At 45.9% G+C, this 16,214-nt stretch carries 14 protein-coding genes; 13 read left to right on the plus strand and 1 reads right to left on the minus strand.

Translation table 11 applies throughout. From position 1 onward, the window contains the following. Positions 1–29: 29 nt before the first annotated feature. From iscX to AACV12_RS00910, 11 genes are all read left to right on the plus strand, one after another. Entirely contained in the window at positions 30–224 is a 195-nt protein-coding gene (gene iscX, locus AACV12_RS00860) for a Fe-S cluster assembly protein IscX (RefSeq protein ID WP_010320404.1), read from the plus strand. A gap of 184 nt (positions 225–408) precedes the next feature. Then, positions 409–1,704: an aminopeptidase PepB gene (pepB, locus tag AACV12_RS00865; RefSeq protein ID WP_026028095.1), complete on the plus strand. Its 1,296-nt coding sequence runs from the start codon at positions 409–411 to the stop codon at positions 1,702–1,704. Between the two features lie 72 nt (positions 1,705–1,776). Continuing rightward, a complete protein-coding gene (ndk, locus tag AACV12_RS00870) occupies positions 1,777–2,202 on the plus strand; it encodes a nucleoside-diphosphate kinase (protein WP_013857494.1) in 426 nt (141 codons plus the stop codon). 209 nt (positions 2,203–2,411) lie between these two features. After that, entirely contained in the window at positions 2,412–3,533 is a 1,122-nt protein-coding gene (locus tag AACV12_RS00875) for a bifunctional tRNA (adenosine(37)-C2)-methyltransferase TrmG/ribosomal RNA large subunit methyltransferase RlmN (RefSeq protein WP_026028096.1), read from the plus strand. Between the two features lie 301 nt (positions 3,534–3,834). Beyond that, positions 3,835–4,779, plus strand: a complete 945-nt coding sequence (rodZ, locus tag AACV12_RS00880) for a cytoskeleton protein RodZ (protein WP_081245283.1) — start codon at positions 3,835–3,837, stop codon at positions 4,777–4,779. An 8-nt stretch (positions 4,780–4,787) separates the two neighbouring features. Continuing rightward, on the plus strand, positions 4,788–5,912 hold the full coding sequence (gene ispG, locus AACV12_RS00885) for a flavodoxin-dependent (E)-4-hydroxy-3-methylbut-2-enyl-diphosphate synthase (protein ID WP_010320399.1): 1,125 nt from the start codon (positions 4,788–4,790) through the stop codon (positions 5,910–5,912). A gap of 25 nt (positions 5,913–5,937) precedes the next feature. After that, on the plus strand, positions 5,938–7,206 hold the full coding sequence (gene hisS, locus AACV12_RS00890) for a histidine--tRNA ligase (RefSeq protein ID WP_019282105.1): 1,269 nt from the start codon (positions 5,938–5,940) through the stop codon (positions 7,204–7,206). 38 nt (positions 7,207–7,244) lie between these two features. Beyond that, the gene (locus AACV12_RS00895; protein ID WP_013857490.1) at positions 7,245–7,859 is read left to right on the plus strand and encodes a YfgM family protein; all 615 of its coding nucleotides are present in this window, start codon (positions 7,245–7,247) and stop codon (positions 7,857–7,859) included. Positions 7,860–7,871: 12 nt separating this feature from the next. After that, a complete protein-coding gene (gene bamB, locus AACV12_RS00900) occupies positions 7,872–9,032 on the plus strand; it encodes an outer membrane protein assembly factor BamB (RefSeq protein WP_026027694.1) in 1,161 nt (386 codons plus the stop codon). Positions 9,033–9,181: 149 nt separating this feature from the next. Then, complete coding sequence (der, locus tag AACV12_RS00905) at positions 9,182–10,669, plus strand: ribosome biogenesis GTPase Der (protein ID WP_026028098.1); 1,488 nt, start codon at positions 9,182–9,184, stop codon at positions 10,667–10,669. Between the two features lie 620 nt (positions 10,670–11,289). Then, positions 11,290–11,514 carry a zinc ribbon domain-containing protein gene (locus AACV12_RS00910; RefSeq protein WP_199871416.1) on the plus strand — a complete coding sequence of 75 codons (225 nt, stop codon included), beginning with the start codon at positions 11,290–11,292 and terminating at the stop codon, positions 11,512–11,514. 4 nt (positions 11,515–11,518) lie between these two features. Here AACV12_RS00910 and xseA read toward each other — a convergent pair whose 3' ends face one another. Beyond that, positions 11,519–12,850, minus strand: a complete 1,332-nt coding sequence (gene xseA, locus AACV12_RS00915; protein WP_170901265.1) for an exodeoxyribonuclease VII large subunit — start codon at positions 12,848–12,850, stop codon at positions 11,519–11,521. 230 nt (positions 12,851–13,080) lie between these two features. Here xseA and guaB point away from each other — a divergent pair, with 230 nt between their 5' ends. Together guaB and guaA are read left to right on the plus strand one after the other, a co-directional pair. After that, a complete protein-coding gene (guaB, locus tag AACV12_RS00920) occupies positions 13,081–14,544 on the plus strand; it encodes an IMP dehydrogenase (RefSeq protein WP_026028100.1) in 1,464 nt (487 codons plus the stop codon). Between the two features lie 81 nt (positions 14,545–14,625). Then, entirely contained in the window at positions 14,626–16,179 is a 1,554-nt protein-coding gene (guaA, locus tag AACV12_RS00925) for a glutamine-hydrolyzing GMP synthase (protein WP_094128335.1), read from the plus strand. Positions 16,180–16,214: the final 35 nt, after the last annotated feature.

Raw genomic sequence — 16,214 nt, forward strand, 5'->3', positions numbered from 1 at the left:
CCGTTCACTGTTTGTAAAAGGAAAGCAAAATGAAATGGACCGATTCTCGTGACATTGCGATCGAGCTTTGTGAGCAATACCCAGACGTAGATCCTAAAAATGTACGTTTTACGGATCTACACCAGTGGGTGATGGAACTGGAAGAGTTTGATGATGAGCCAAACCGTTCCAACGAAAAAATTCTCGAAGCGATTATTCTATGTTGGATGGAAGAGATCGACTAAGACTATTGCTAACATGATGGTTATTCAGTAAAACATCACAGAGTTAACAATTTTAACTAAAAAGAGCGGACCGAATGGTCCGTTTTTTTATCAAGTTGACATTTTGACCCTACAAAATGCTAACATCCCTTGGTTATTTAATCGTAATGGCACAGGTGAGGCCATATTCAGGCAAGGAGAAACCATGTCTACAAAGATGTCCGTATTTATCAGCCAACAAGCTGCCCAGCCTCAGTGGGGAGAAAAGGCGATTGTTTCGTTTTCAGAAAATGGTGCCACAATTCATGCTATTGAGAGTGAGCATGAACTCAGCGCGGTTCAGCGCGCGGCACGTAAGCTTGATGGGCAAGCTATCAGAGCTATCAGCCTACAAGGTGACGGTTGGCACTTAGAAAATATTTGGGCTTTCTACCAAGGTTATCGTGAAGCGAAAAAACTCAACACACTAGAATGGCAACCGCTGAGTGAGTCAGATCAAGCCGAGTTAGAATATCGTATTAAAGCGACGGAATGGACGCGCGATATCATCAATAAAAGCGCCGAAGAAGTCGCGCCGCGTCAGTTAGCGACCATGGCGGCTGAGTTCATCAAATCGCTAGCCCCTGAGCATGTCAGCTACCGTATTGTCAAAGATAAAGATCTACTCACCGAAGGTTGGGAAGGTATTTATGCGGTTGGGCGTGGCTCCGAGCGCACATCAGCTATGCTGCAACTCGATTACAATCCGACAGGAAAAGAAAGTGCTCCTGTTTTTGCTTGCTTAATTGGCAAAGGCATTACTTTTGATTCTGGTGGTTACAGTTTAAAAACGTCCAACTTTATGTCGGCGATGAAAGCAGATATGGGGGGCGCTGCAACGATCACCGGTGGTCTTGGTTTGGCTATCATGCGTGGTTTTAATAAACGTGTGAAACTCATTTTGTGTTGTGCAGAAAATATGGTTTCCGGACGCGCCTTGAAACTGGGTGATATCATCACTTATAAAAATGGCACCACAGTTGAAATAATGAATACCGATGCAGAAGGCCGCCTAGTGTTGGCCGATGGCTTGATTTATGCCAACGAGCAAAAACCGCAGCTTATTATTGATTGCGCGACATTAACGGGTGCCGCCAAAAATGCACTCGGCAATGATTACCATGCACTACTCAGCTTTGATGAGAGCTTATCCCAGCAGGCATTGGTGGCAGCTCACCAAGAGAAAGAAGGCTTATGGCCTCTGCCTTTGGCTGAGTTTCATCGCTCTATGTTGCCTTCAAGCTTTGCGGATCTCTCTAACATCAGCTCAGGTGATTATTCACCGGGAGCAAGTACCGCAGCGGCCTTCCTCTCTTACTTTGTTGAAGATTACAAAAAAGGGTGGCTGCACTTTGACTGCGCCGGTACTTACCGCAAATCAGCAAGCGATAAATGGGCCGCAGGTGCAACGGCAATGGGGGTGCGTACATTAGCACGCATTTTGACCGACCAAGCTCAATAATGAAAAACCGCTCAACTCTCTGTTTTGGGCGGTTCACTATAACTAAAAAAACAAAAGAAAAAGGATAACCTTATGGCTCTAGAAAGAACATTTTCTATCATTAAACCCGATGCGGTAGAACGTAACTTGATTGGTGAAATCTATCACCGTATCGAAAAATCAGGTTTGCGTATTATCGCCGCGAAAATGGTACATTTGAACGAAGAGCAAGCGAGCGGCTTTTATGCTGAGCATGAAGGCAAAGCGTTTTTTCCAGCACTAAAAGAATTTATGACCTCAGGGCCGATCATGGCTCAAGTGCTTGAAGGTGAAGATGCTATTGCTCGTTACCGCGAATTAATGGGTAAAACTAACCCAGAAGAAGCGGCATGTGGAACCATTCGTGCTGATTACGCATTAAGCATGCGCCATAACTCAGTTCATGGCAGTGATAGTCCTGAATCGGCGGCACGTGAAATCGCTTTTTTCTTCCCTGAATCAGAGATTTTCTCTCGTTAATCTTGGCGTTTTCTATCCCAAATTCTTTCGATTAAGGCCTCACGTTGTGAGGCTTTTTTATACTCGTATGATTGGGAACTGTAGAGTAAAAACAATCCGCCAAGCATTGAATGACTTAGTAATTGAAGGGTTGTACAACCCTTGTTGTTACTGCATAAAGGCTGTACAATTCGCGCCCTTATTTATTGTTTCCGTCGTTGAGAGGCCACATGACTATTGAAAAAGTCAATCTGCTTGATTTTGATCGCCAAGGTCTGCGTAAATTTTTTGCTGAAGAGCTCAGTGAAAAAGCGTTCCGCGCTGATCAGGTCATGAAGTGGATCTACCATTTTGGTTGTGATGACTTCGAACAAATGACCAATATCAACAAGAAACTGCGTGAGCAACTGCAACAACGTTGTGAAATTCGCGCGCCGATCGTTTCACAAGCACAACATTCGTCTGATGGTACGATTAAGTGGGCGATGCGTGTAGGAGATCAAGATGTTGAAACGGTTTACATCCCAGAGGAAGACCGAGCGACTTTGTGCGTCTCTTCCCAAGTTGGCTGTGCTCTGGAATGCAAATTCTGTTCAACGGCTCAGCAAGGTTTTAACCGTAACCTCAAAGTGTCTGAAATTATCGGGCAAGTTTGGCGCGCAGCGAGAGAAATTGGCCTTGAGAAAGAGACGGGTCGTCGTCCGATTACTAACGTAGTAATGATGGGGATGGGCGAGCCTTTGCTCAACATGAAAAACTTGATCCCAGCGTTAGAGATCATGCTGGATGATTTAGGTTTTGGCTTGTCAAAACGTCGTGTCACCGTGTCGACTTCGGGCGTGGTTTCTGGTCTTGATCAAATGACAGGGCAAATCGATGTTGCATTAGCGATTTCATTGCATGCACCCAATGACAAATTACGCAGCGAAATTATGCCGATCAATGATCGCTGGGATATTCAAGATTTCTTGGCCTCAGTGCGTCGTTATATCGCCACTTCAAATGCAAACCGTGGCAAGGTTACGGTGGAATATGTGTTGCTGGATCACGTCAATGACGATATGGACCACGCGCACGAATTGGCTAAGTTGATGAAAGGCACGCCGTGCAAAATTAACCTGATCCCATTTAACCCTTATCCCGGTTCACCTTATAAAAAACCGAGTAATTCACGTATTGACCGTTTTCAAAAAACACTGATGCAGTATGAACACACAGTGACGGTGCGTAAAACTCGTGGTGATGATATTGATGCCGCTTGTGGGCAGCTAGTGGGTGATGTGATTGATAGAACCAAACGGACCAAAATGAAACAAATGGGTGGCGATGTCATTCCTGTCAAATCGGTCTAAATCGGATGATAAAGCAAAGCCAGAGATTCCTCTGGCTTTGTGCATTTTTACCATTTGAAATAATTTTCCGCGATTTTGACGTCAATTTTATGAAAAATATTGACCTAGCTGTAATTTCTTTCCTAAAGCCATGTTGTTTAACGTCAAATATCCATTAGAATTGCTAACTGACGTAATGTTAAATTTGAACTGTCGCCTGCATCAATGAATGCAAATTTTTCACCGTGTTGGAATGCACCATTTTATTACTACGAACTAATAACAATAAAAGTGATGACGGTGCCATTCGAGCCATAACATAATGAGATGTACAAAACGGATGACTACTGAACAAGAACAGATTATTGCAGATGTAAAAACAGACACGGTGCAACCCGGTACTTTATTAAAGGCAAAGCGTGAAGCGTTGGGATTAACGCAAAAGCAAGTTGCCGATAGGTTGCGGTTACGTCTCTCTATCATTCAGAGTTTAGAAGAGAATAACTTCGCCTCGGACCAAGTGGCGACGTTTACTCGCGGTTATTTACGTTCCTATGCGAAGGCCGTCGGGATCAAAGAGTCAGTTATTTTAGCTTCCTTTGATGATTGCTATCCTACGGTTGTCGCTGAACAACCGATGCAAAGTTTTTCAAAGAAAACCAAGCGAGAGAAACACGATAGCCGTATTATGACGCTGACATGGGGTATTTTTGCCATTATTATTGGTATTTCCTCATTATGGTGGTGGCAAAACCAAGAACAAGAGAATGTTGTGGTTGAGAGTTCACCATCAATCACGTCGACATCGGTTGAGCGTTTGCGAGATGAGGATTTCACGACCGTTCCTGAATTAGTGCCTACGGTTGACGAATCTCAAGTAGAAGCAGAAGCGGTGGATGCCCCTGTAGAAATCAACACTCAGGCTGCAGAACTTATCCCTTCACCTGAAGATGATACAGCCGAAGCCGACCTGAGTGCGAGCGACGATCCTGTATTGGAGAAGACGCCACCGCAGGATGCAACGAATCCATACGCTCCTCTCACACTCACATTCAGCGCAGATTGTTGGATTCAGGTGAAAGATGCAGCAGGTAAAACCCTTTCCACTGGGATTAAAAAATCAGGGCAAACCGTAACCTTGCAAGGTGAAGCTCCGTTTCAAATCATTCTTGGCGCGCCTGAAAGCGTTTCAATGACATTTGCAAGTGAACCTGTAGACCTTTCTGGGTATACTTCCGGTAAAGTCGCTCGATTCACCTTACCTTAGAAAATACTATGCAACACGAATCTCCAATTAAGCGTCGTTCATCGACGCGTATTTATGTCGGTAATGTGCCCATCGGTGATGGTGCTCCTATTGCTGTTCAATCTATGACCAACACGCGCACTACCGATGTTGCGGCAACGGTCGCTCAAATTAAAGCGTTAGAAAAAGTCGGGGCTGATATCGTACGAGTTTCTGTACCGACAATGGACGCGGCAGAAGCGTTCAAGTTGATCAAGCAGCAAGTATCCATCCCGCTGGTGGCTGACATCCATTTTGATTACCGCATTGCGTTGAAAGTCGCCGAATATGGCGTTGATTGCTTGCGTATCAACCCTGGTAACATTGGCAACGAAGAACGTATTCGCGCCGTGGTCGATTGCGCACGTGACAAGAACATACCCATTCGGATTGGCGTGAATGGTGGGTCGCTCGAAAAAGAGATCCAAATGAAATATGGTGAGCCAACACCGGCCGCTTTAGTCGAGTCAGCGATGCGTCATGTCGATATTCTTGAAAGACTCAACTTTGATCAATTCAAAGTCAGCGTTAAAGCATCGGATGTTTTTCTCGCCGTTGATTCCTACCGTTTACTGGCTAAACAGATTGCCCAACCTCTGCATCTTGGTATTACGGAAGCAGGAGGCGCAAGAGCCGGTGCAGTTAAATCGGCAGTGGGCTTAGGTATGCTGCTTGCCGAAGGCATCGGTGATACGCTGCGTATTTCACTGGCTGCGGATCCGATCGAAGAGATCAAAGTCGGCTTTGATATTCTTAAATCGCTGCGTATTCGTTCGCGAGGCATTAACTTCATCGCTTGTCCAAGCTGTTCACGTCAAGAGTTTGATGTGATCGCCACAGTCAATGCGTTAGAGCAACGTTTGGAAGATATTTTGACACCTATGGATGTCTCGATCATCGGTTGCGTGGTTAATGGCCCAGGTGAAGCTGAAGCTTCTCATCTTGGTTTGGCTGGCAGCAACAAGAAAAGTGCATTCTACGAAGACGGCGTCCGCCAGAAAGAGCGTTTTGATAACGATGATCTGGTCAGCCAACTCGAAGCGAAAATTCGCGCGAAGGCCTCTATTCTCGATGAGAAGAACCGAATCAACGTGACTCAAATCGAACAAAATTAATCTCAACGACCTTACGGTAAGTATTGTGGCAAAAACAATTCAAGCAATTCGAGGCATGAACGACTGCCTCCCAACTCAGTCTCCACTTTGGCAAAAAGTGGAAGGCACAGTGAAAAACGTGATTAGTGCATATGGCTACAATGAAGTACGTATGCCTATCGTTGAGATGACACATCTATTTAGCCGTGCGATCGGTGAAGTGACCGATGTGGTTGAAAAAGAGATGTATTCTTTTGAAGATCGCAATGGTGACAGTTTATCGCTTCGCCCAGAGGGTACCGCAGGTTGTGTCCGTTCTGGTATCGAAAATGGTTTGCTCTACAACCAAGAGCAACGTTTATGGTACATGGGGCCGATGTTCCGTCATGAACGTCCGCAAAAAGGGCGCTACCGTCAATTCCACCAATGTGGGGTTGAAGTGTTTGGCCTGGATGGCCCTGATGTTGATGCCGAGCTGATTATGATGACCGCGCGTTTGTGGCGTGAATTGGGCATCGACAAACATGTTCGTTTGGAACTGAACTCAATTGGTTCTCTTGAAGCGCGTGCCAATTACCGCACCGCTTTGATTGACTATTTAGAGCAGCATCAAGAGGTGTTGGATGACGATGCCAAACGTCGCATGTACACCAACCCACTGCGAGTACTCGATACTAAAAATCCAGATATTCAAGCGATTTTAGGTGACGCACCCAAATTGTCTGAGTATCTAGATGAAGAATCCAAGCAACATTTTGCAGGCTTATGTGAACTTCTTACCGCTGCGGGTATCGAATACCAAGTTAACGAGCGCTTGGTGCGCGGCCTAGACTACTACAACCGCACCGTATTTGAGTGGATCACCGAAAGCTTAGGTGCTCAGGGTACGGTTTGTGGCGGTGGACGTTATGATGGCTTGGTAGAACAACTGGGTGGCAAAGCGACACCGGCAGTGGGTTTTGCCATGGGGTTAGAGCGCTTAGTGCTGATGATGGAAACACTGGAACTGACCGACGTGCGTCGCAGTGTCGATGTGTACATGGTCAGTGCGGGTGAAGGCACTATGATGGCAGCAATGAAACTTGCTGAGCAGTTGCGTGAACAGGTTCCGGGGCTGCGTGTTATGAACCATTTTGGTGGTGGTAACTTCAAAAAACAATTTAAACGTGCTGATAAAGTGGGCGCTGCGGTGGCTTTGGTATTAGGCGAAGATGAAGTCGCAGAAAGCACAGTAGTTCTCAAAGATCTTATCGGTGGTGAACAAATTACGATTTCTCAAACTGAAGTCGCGAGCAAACTGACGCATCTTGTGTAAGCAAGCGCATTTGAGACATCTATTAAAGAGGACAGGAAGTGGAACTCTACGATACTGAAGAACAACAAGTTGAAGCGATAAAAGATTGGTGGAAAGAGAACGGTAAAGCCGTGATCTTTGGTGCTGTAATTGGCCTTGGTGGCTTGTTTGGTTGGCGTTACTACCAAGATAGCGTTATTGCTGCGCAAGAAGCCGCTTCTGAAAGTTATAGCAAAGCGGTAACTCAGTTAGCTGCAAAAGGCGCAGAAGCAGAGATGGTTGTTGAGAGCTTTATTGATAGTAATAAAGGTACAGAATATGCCGTCTTAGCCGCACTACAACTTGCAAAAGTTCAAGTAGAAGCGGGTCAAATTGATGAAGCTTTAGCGCAGCTTGAATGGGCAAAAGCAAACACCAAAGATGATGCTATTCTACCGTTAGCGACCTATCGCGTGGCCCGTATTAAAGCGGAACAAGGCCAGTTTGATGCCGCCTTAGCTGATCTTACGACCATCACAGAGAAAGGGTGGGCGGGACGCATTGCGGAACTGCGTGGTGATATCTCACTGCGTAAAGGCGACACAGACGCGGCTTATGCGGCATACACGGAAGCACAACAAGCTGACGATGCAAGCCAAACGCTACAGATGAAACTGGACGATCTTGCCAAATAAGGGCACAAGTTGATGAAAAAGTTGTTCAACAAAGTGCTCGTTTCTGCCGTTGTGCTTGGAGCACTTGCAGGGTGTGCTAGTGAAGAAGACACCATTATCATGGCTCCTGTGCCAATGGTAACGAGTGAATTTACGCCCACAACTCAGTGGAGCACATCGATTGGTGATGGCGTAGGGCATTACTTCTCAAAGTTATCTCCAGAATACGCTTACGACAAAGTGTTTATTGCTAGTCGTGATGGTTTGGTGAAAGCCTTGAACCCTAAAACGGGTAAAGAGCTGTGGAAAACCGATCTTGAACAAGATGGCACTATGCGTTTATCCGGCGGTATAGCGGCGGCCTATAGCCAAATTTACATTGGTAGTGAAAACGGTTTAGTCACTGCGCTTAATGAAGCTACGGGTGAGCTTGTATGGCAAGTTAAAGTCGACGGTGAAGTGCTAGCAGCTCCGGCTGCAGATGCGAACATGATCATTGTTAATACCAGTCGTGGCACTTTGGTGAGTTTAGACCAAGCGACGGGTGAGCAAAAATGGACCATCAGTACTGAAGTTCCTAATTTAACGTTGAGAGGTGACAGCAAACCTGTTGCGGTATCGGGCGGTGTTTTTTGGGGAACCTCAGGTGGCCGTCTTGCTGCCGCTATCGTTGAGCGTGGTCAGTTGATTTGGCAACAACCGATTGGCATGCCTAAAGGTGCCACTGAAATTGACCGTCTAGTCGATGTTGATGCCTCACCTATCGTGATTGGCGGCATGCTGTATGCGGTTGGTTTTAATGGCCAGTTGATCGCCATTGATCTGCGTTCGGGCAAACCAGCTTGGAAGCGGAATTACTCTTCAGCAACAGACATGGCTAGCGATGGTGGCCGATTATTTGTGGTGACCGACAAAGATCATGTGGTGGCTGTGGATACAAGAAGCGGTACCGAACTTTGGAGCAACAAACAGCTTGAACACCGTTTGCTAACTGCACCAGCGATTATCAATGGCTACCTTGTGCTAGGTGACAGTGAAGGGTATCTACATTGGATTGATCGCAGCAGTGGTGAATTCGTTGCCCAACAGTTGGTTGATAAGAGCGGTTTTGCGGTGAGTCCTCTCGCTGTCGATGATGGTTATGTCAGCATGACCCGTAATGGCAATGTAAAGAAACTGACGATTAAAAAATAAATCGTGATATAATTCACATTCGGCTCCTGGCTGGTAACAGTTAGGGGCCGTTTTATTGAATAAATAGATGTGGTTATAGGTAAAAATTTAATGCTTGCTAGCAAGTGTTTACCTATAACTACATAAGAGAAAATATTGTAGAGGTTAGTATGGTTCCTGTTGTTGCTCTTGTTGGGCGTCCCAATGTCGGTAAATCTACGTTGTTTAACCGATTAACTCGCACTCGCGATGCGTTGGTGGCGGATTTCCCCGGTTTAACGCGTGACCGTAAATATGGCCAAGCTAAATTGGGTGAGCACGACTTCATTGTTATCGATACCGGCGGTATTGATGGTAGTGAAGAGGGTGTAGAAACGAAAATGGCTCAACAGTCATTGGCCGCGATTGATGAAGCTGATGTTGTGCTATTTATGGTTGATGGTCGCGCTGGTTTAACGGCGGCTGATGAAGTGATCGCCCAACATCTGCGTAAGATTGAAAAGCGCGCTATTTTAGTCGTGAATAAAGTGGATGGCATTGACGCTGATGCTGCAAGTGCTGAGTTTTGGCAATTGGGCGTCGATCAAATGTACCAAATTGCTGCCGCTCATGGCCGTGGTGTTGGGATCCTTATCGACCGAGCTTTGAATCCACTTGCTGAGGAAATGCTCGAGCAGGCTGAAGGCGAAATCGAAGATCTAACCGACTTTGAAGATGCTGAAGAAGAAAAGTTAGATTACACCGAAGAAGAAGCCGAAGCTGAATACAAACGTCTGCAAGATCAGCCGATAAAACTGGCGATCATTGGCCGTCCGAATGTCGGTAAATCGACGCTCACTAACCGCATTCTCGGTGAAGAGCGTGTTGTGGTTTACGACATGCCCGGAACGACGCGAGACTCCATCTACATCCCGATGATGCGTGATGAGCGCGAGTATGTATTGATTGATACTGCTGGCGTGCGTCGTCGTACTCGCATTAACGAAACGGTTGAAAAATTCTCGGTCGTCAAAACCTTAAAAGCGGTTGAAGATGCAAACGTTGTTCTGTTAGTCATTGACGCTCGTGAGAATATCTCAGATCAAGATCTTAGCTTGCTAGGTTTTGCACTAAACGCCGGACGTTCGATAGTGCTTGCAGTCAATAAGTGGGATGGGCTCGATAACGACGTCAAAGAACGTGTCAAGAAAGAGCTAGACCGCCGTTTAGGCTTTGTCGATTTTGCTCGTATCCACTTTATCTCTGCATTGCATGGTACGGGTGTTGGTCATCTATTTGAATCGGTTCAAGAAGCGTATAAATCGGCGACAACACGTGTTGGTACATCGGTATTGACTCGCATTCTTAAAATGGCAACCGATGATCACCAACCGCCTATGGTTCGTAGCCGCCGCGTAAAACTTAAATACGCTCACGCAGGTGGTTATAACCCGCCGATTATCGTTGTACACGGTAACTTGGTGAATGAGCTGCCAGATTCTTACAAACGTTATTTGATGAACTATTACCGTAAGTCTTTAGAAATCATGGGTACGCCTATTCGTATCCAGTTCCAAAGCAGTGATAACCCATTTGAAGGAAAAGTGAATAAGCTGACCTTATCTCAAGAGCGTAAACGTAAACGCTTAATGACGATGATGAAAGGACGCAGCAAGTAGCCTTCCTCATAACTGAAATACCCAAGCTTAGACTTGGGTATTTTTTTGCCTAAAATTTATCATTGGCGATAGAGTCTCACTAACGTGGCGGTCTGGAAATGAAGTGCAGTACCAAAATGATTGAGTGAAAAACAGAGCACGGCAACGTTGCTGCTTTGTATAAGTATCAAACAAAATGAGTAGAACATTTCGCCAAAAGATCATTTTAATATATTCTGTTTTTTTTGATTTATTAGCTATTAAATGGAATTTTGTATCGCTATAAATCCATATGCAGAATATGTAACTTATGCTTTCGGTGTGTGGTTATATAAATGTTCTTTTGAGAGTAGATCGCTGAACGGAGCAGATAAAGCAAATGATCAGGCTGAGATCTTTTATCGATCATAGCCTAATGTGTATGAGGTGGTTGGTGAGCCTAAAGGTATTGTGATAGAGATCAAAGCTGAACTCTCGATAATCCGAGACCATACGTGCCGTTTGATGAAGTGTCGGCTATCACATGCACGATCTATCTACGCAAACGAGCTATCTATTAAAACGAACGATATAAAACATCTACCAAAATCACACTATGTGAAAGATGTTATGTGAAAGACACAAAGAGAGATGGGATTTATATGCAGGAAAATCTTTGCCCTTGTTGCCAAAATCCACTGGCGTGGGATGGGCGTTACCATTGTGCTCAGTGCAAACATCACTTTAACAAAATTGGTTTTTGCCCTGAGTGTGATTCTGAGCTGGAGAAATTGCAGGCGTGTGGCGCGGCAAACTTTTTCTGTAACTCATGCAATGAGCTCAAATCAAAATCTAAGATTCGATTTGAGTTTCAAGCACAAGATTAAGTGATTAATTAACGGTAGAGAAAACTTCGCCATCCGCCATTCGCGTGATCAATTGATCGCCGGTTTTTAGATCACGAGCGCGGTGAATCACTTTGCCTGAGCTATCTCGCGTGATCGAATAGCCTCGTTTTAGTGTCGCTAATGGGCTTACTGCGTCAAGCTTCTCTGCAGCTAGCGTTAAACGGTGTGCTGTGCGCAGGAGTTTTTTCTCCATTACGTCCAGCAATTGTTGCTCGCTTTTGGCTAGTCGATGCTGCTGCTTCGCTAAGGTTTGTACGGGAGAATGCAACTGCAGTTGATGGTATTGCTGGCCAATGTGCTCACGCTGAGTCGAAATATAGCGCTGTATCGCCCGCTGTAGGCGCATTTCTGTGTCATCAAGTTGCTGGCTTTGACGCTGCAAGCGGTAAGTGGGGTGCTGTTTCTCTAGCGCGTGAACCAAAGCGCGTAAATGATGCGCTTGTTGACTGGTGTAATAGCGCATCGCACTTTGTAGCTTGTGCTGGTATGAGGCGAAAGCTTGTCGCTTATTACTGTTGTCTCGGCTGACTAATTCTGCAGCAGCGGAGGGGGTTGGGGCACGTACGTCAGCCACAAAATCAGCAATCGTCACATCGATTTCATGCCCGACGGCACTGATAATTGGGATCTGACTAGCGGCAATTGTGCGCGCTACGATCTCGTGGTTAAAACACCATAAGTCCTCTAAAGAACCGCCACCGCGACCCACAATCAATACGTCACACTCTTGCCTCGCATTTGCTCTACCAATTGCTTGAGCAATTTGAATGGCCGCTTGTTCGCCTTGAACCAGTGTAGGATAAATGATGACGGGCAAGCTTGGATCGCGCCGCTTGAGCACATCAAGAATATCAAACAGGGCTGCGCCAGTTTTTGAAGTAATAACTCCGACGCATTGAGGATTTTCCGGCAAGGGGCGCTTATTGGATTGTGCAAACAGCCCTTCTGCGGCCAACTGCATCTTCAGCTTTTCAAACTCTTGCTGGAGACGACCATCCCCTTCGGGTTGCATGCTCTCGATAATGACTTGGTAGTCACCTCTGGGTTCATAAAGAGAAAGACGCGCTTTAACAAGTACCTGCTGGCCATTTTTAGGTTTGAAGGTCACAAAGCGATTATTGCCTTTGAACATCGCACATTTTACCTGCGCGCGAGAATCTTTGAGTGAGAGATACCAATGGCCAGAAACCGGAGCGGAGAAGTTCGATATTTCACCAACGAGCCACACAATGCCCATTTCATTTTCAAGTAACAGGCGTACTTCAGCATTGAGACGAGAGACAGTGTAGATGTTTTCGTTGGTCAAAGAAGGCAAGGCTAATCCCCTAGACGAGGGTATGGAAATTAGCGGCAATATAATACATATCAAGGGTTGGAATGCAAATTAAAAATGAAAAAATGAGTGGTCAAGCGATTGCCTCGGGCGTATAATCCGACCGCAATATCAAATCCAAATCGATTTATCCTGTTCATTGTGTATTAGGGCAAATTGAGACAACTTGGATTTACCTTTTATTCACTCCTCTTAATTGTGAGATATTGCAAATGCTAAGAATTGCCAAAGAAGCGCTGACATTCGATGATGTTCTTCTCGTACCAGCACACTCCACCGTTCTCCCAAACACAGCCGATCTCCATACTCAGCTGACCAAAAATATCGCACTGAACATTCCGATGATCTCAGCTTCTATGGATACAGTGACAGAGGCTCGCCTTGCGATCGCTCTTGCCCAAGAGGGTGGTATTGGTTTTATCCACAAAAATATGCCCATTGAAGAGCAGGCTGAACAAGTCCGTCTTGTCAAAATTTTTGAAGCGGGTGTAGTCACTGCGCCAGTAACAGTTCGCCCTGATGCAACCATTCAAGATGTGATTGCTTTGACAGAGAAACATGGTTTTGCCGGTTTCCCTGTGGTGAGCGATCACAATGAGCTTGTCGGTATCATCACCGGCCGCGATATTCGCTTTGTTACTGATTTAACAAAAAAAGTTGAAGCAGTCATGACACCAAAAGATCGCTTAGCCACAGTTAAAGAGGGCGCATCTCGTCAGGATGTACAAGAGCGCATGCACAAAGCGCGTGTTGAAAAAGTCTTGGTAGTGAATGATGAATTCAAACTGACTGGTATGATCACCGCGAAAGATTTCCATAAAGCAGAACGCAAACCGAATGCTTGTAAAGATGAACAAGGGCGTTTACGTGTTGGTGCGGCTGTTGGTGCCGGTGCTGGCAATGAAGAGCGCGTAAAAGCATTAGTGGAAGCGGGAGTGGATGTTCTACTGATTGACTCTTCTCATGGCCATTCAGAAGGTGTACTTAACCGTATTCGTGAAACGCGCGCCGCTTATCCTGATCTCGATATTATCGGCGGCAATGTTGCAACGGGTGCCGGTGCGAAAGCTCTAATTGACGCGGGCGTAAGCGCGGTCAAAGTCGGTATTGGCCCGGGTTCAATCTGTACAACGCGTATTGTAACGGGTGTTGGTGTTCCTCAAATTACGGCGATTTCTGATGCAGCTGAAGTGGCTGATCAATACGGTATTCCTGTGATTGCTGATGGCGGTATTCGTTTTTCTGGCGATATTTGTAAAGCGATTGCTGCTGGTGCATCTTGCGTGATGGTCGGCTCCATGTTTGCAGGTACTGAAGAAGCTCCGGGCGAAGTTATTTTGTTCCAAGGTCGTTCATATAAAGCTTATCGCGGTATGGGTTCGCTGGGTGCAATGTCTCAAGGTTCTTCTGATCGTTATTTCCAATCTGACAATGCGGCTGACAAGCTTGTACCTGAAGGGATCGAAGGTCGTATCGCTTATCGAGGCCGTCTAAAAGAGATCGTTCATCAACAAATGGGTGGTTTACGCTCAAGCATGGGCTTAACTGGCTCGGCCACTATCGAAGATCTGCGCACTAAAGCCGAGTTTGTTCGTATCTCTGGTGCAGGTATGAAAGAGTCACACGTGCACGACGTTCAAATTACCAAAGAAGCGCCAAACTACCGCTTGGGTTAATGACGAACCACGAATAGCTTGAAGCTTATGGGGAGCGCGATGCTCCCCATCCACTACATTAATGATTGAGATTGACCTTAAATGACTAAAGATATCCATGACCAACGTATTCTGATCTTAGATTTCGGCTCTCAGTACACACAACTGGTTGCCCGCCGTGTTCGCGAAATCGGTGTTTATTGTGAGCTGTGGAGCTGGGATGTTGAAGAAGCAGACATCCGTGAATTCAACCCAGATGGCATTATTCTTTCTGGTGGCCCTGAAAGCGTGACTGAAGCCAACTCTCCGCGTGCGCCACAATATGTGTTTGATTCTGGCGTACCTGTATTTGGTGTTTGTTATGGCATGCAAACCATGGCTGAACAGTTGGGCGGAAAAGTGGCCAGTTCTGAGGAACGTGAATTTGGTTATGCAGCTGTACAGCTAATGGGTGAATCGGCCCTGTTTAGCGACCTTGAGCTAACGCAAGACGTTTGGATGAGCCACGGTGATAAAGTGGTGCAAATTCCGGCTGATTTTGTCAAAACAGCGCAAACGGAAACTTGTCCTTATGCGGCAATGGCGAATGAAGAGAAAAAATATTATGGCGTGCAATTTCACCCAGAAGTCACGCACACCAAAAACGGTCTAAAAATGCTTGAGAATTTCGTTCTCAACGTTTGTGGTTGTGAGCGTCTATGGACGGCTGAGTCTATCATCGAAGATGCGGTTGCTCGTATTAAAGAGCAAGTCGGCGACGATGAGGTGATCCTTGGCCTATCGGGTGGTGTAGATTCGTCAGTTGTGGCGATGCTGGCTCACCGAGCGATTGGCGATAAATTAACCTGCGTATTCGTTGATAACGGCCTATTGCGTCTGAATGAAGCTCAGCAAGTAATGGATATGTTTGGCAACAAGTTTGGTTTAAACATCATTCATGTTAATGCAGAAGAGCGTTTCCTCAACGCACTGCAAGGTGAGTCTGATCCGGAAGCGAAACGCAAAATCATCGGCCATGTGTTTGTTGATATCTTCGATGAAGAATCAAAGAAATTGAAAAATGCGAAATGGCTTGCGCAAGGCACGATTTACCCAGATGTGATTGAATCGGCTGCCTCTAAAACAGGTAAAGCGCACGTTATTAAATCTCACCATAACGTTGGCGGTTTGCCTGATGATATGGAAATGGGATTGGTTGAACCACTGCGTGAGCTTTTCAAAGATGAAGTACGCAAGATTGGCCTAGAGCTTGGTCTGCCTTACAACATGCTTTACCGCCATCCGTTCCCTGGTCCAGGCCTTGGCGTACGCGTGTTGGGCGAAGTGAAGAAAGAGTACTGTGATTTGCTGCGCCGCGCCGATGCTATTTTCATTGAAGAGCTGCATGCCGCTGATCTGTATAACAAAGTGTCACAAGCTTTCACGGTTTTCTTACCTGTTCGTTCGGTAGGCGTTATGGGTGATGGGCGTAAATACGATTGGGTTGTATCGCTACGCGCAGTGGAAACCATTGACTTTATGACAGCACATTGGGCGCACCTGCCTTATGAGTTCTTGGGTAAGGTTTCTAACCGTATCATCAATGAAGTGAATGGTATTTCTCGTGTGGTTTACGATATTTCAGGTAAGCCACCAGCCACCATTGAGTGGGAATAATTCCTCTAAAAAAGCGTACTCCTTCGGTGAGTGCC

The sequence above is a fragment of the Vibrio sp. 2-2(8) genome, assembly GCF_963888495.1.
GTDB classification, from domain to species: Bacteria; Pseudomonadota; Gammaproteobacteria; order Enterobacterales; family Vibrionaceae; genus Vibrio; species Vibrio anguillarum.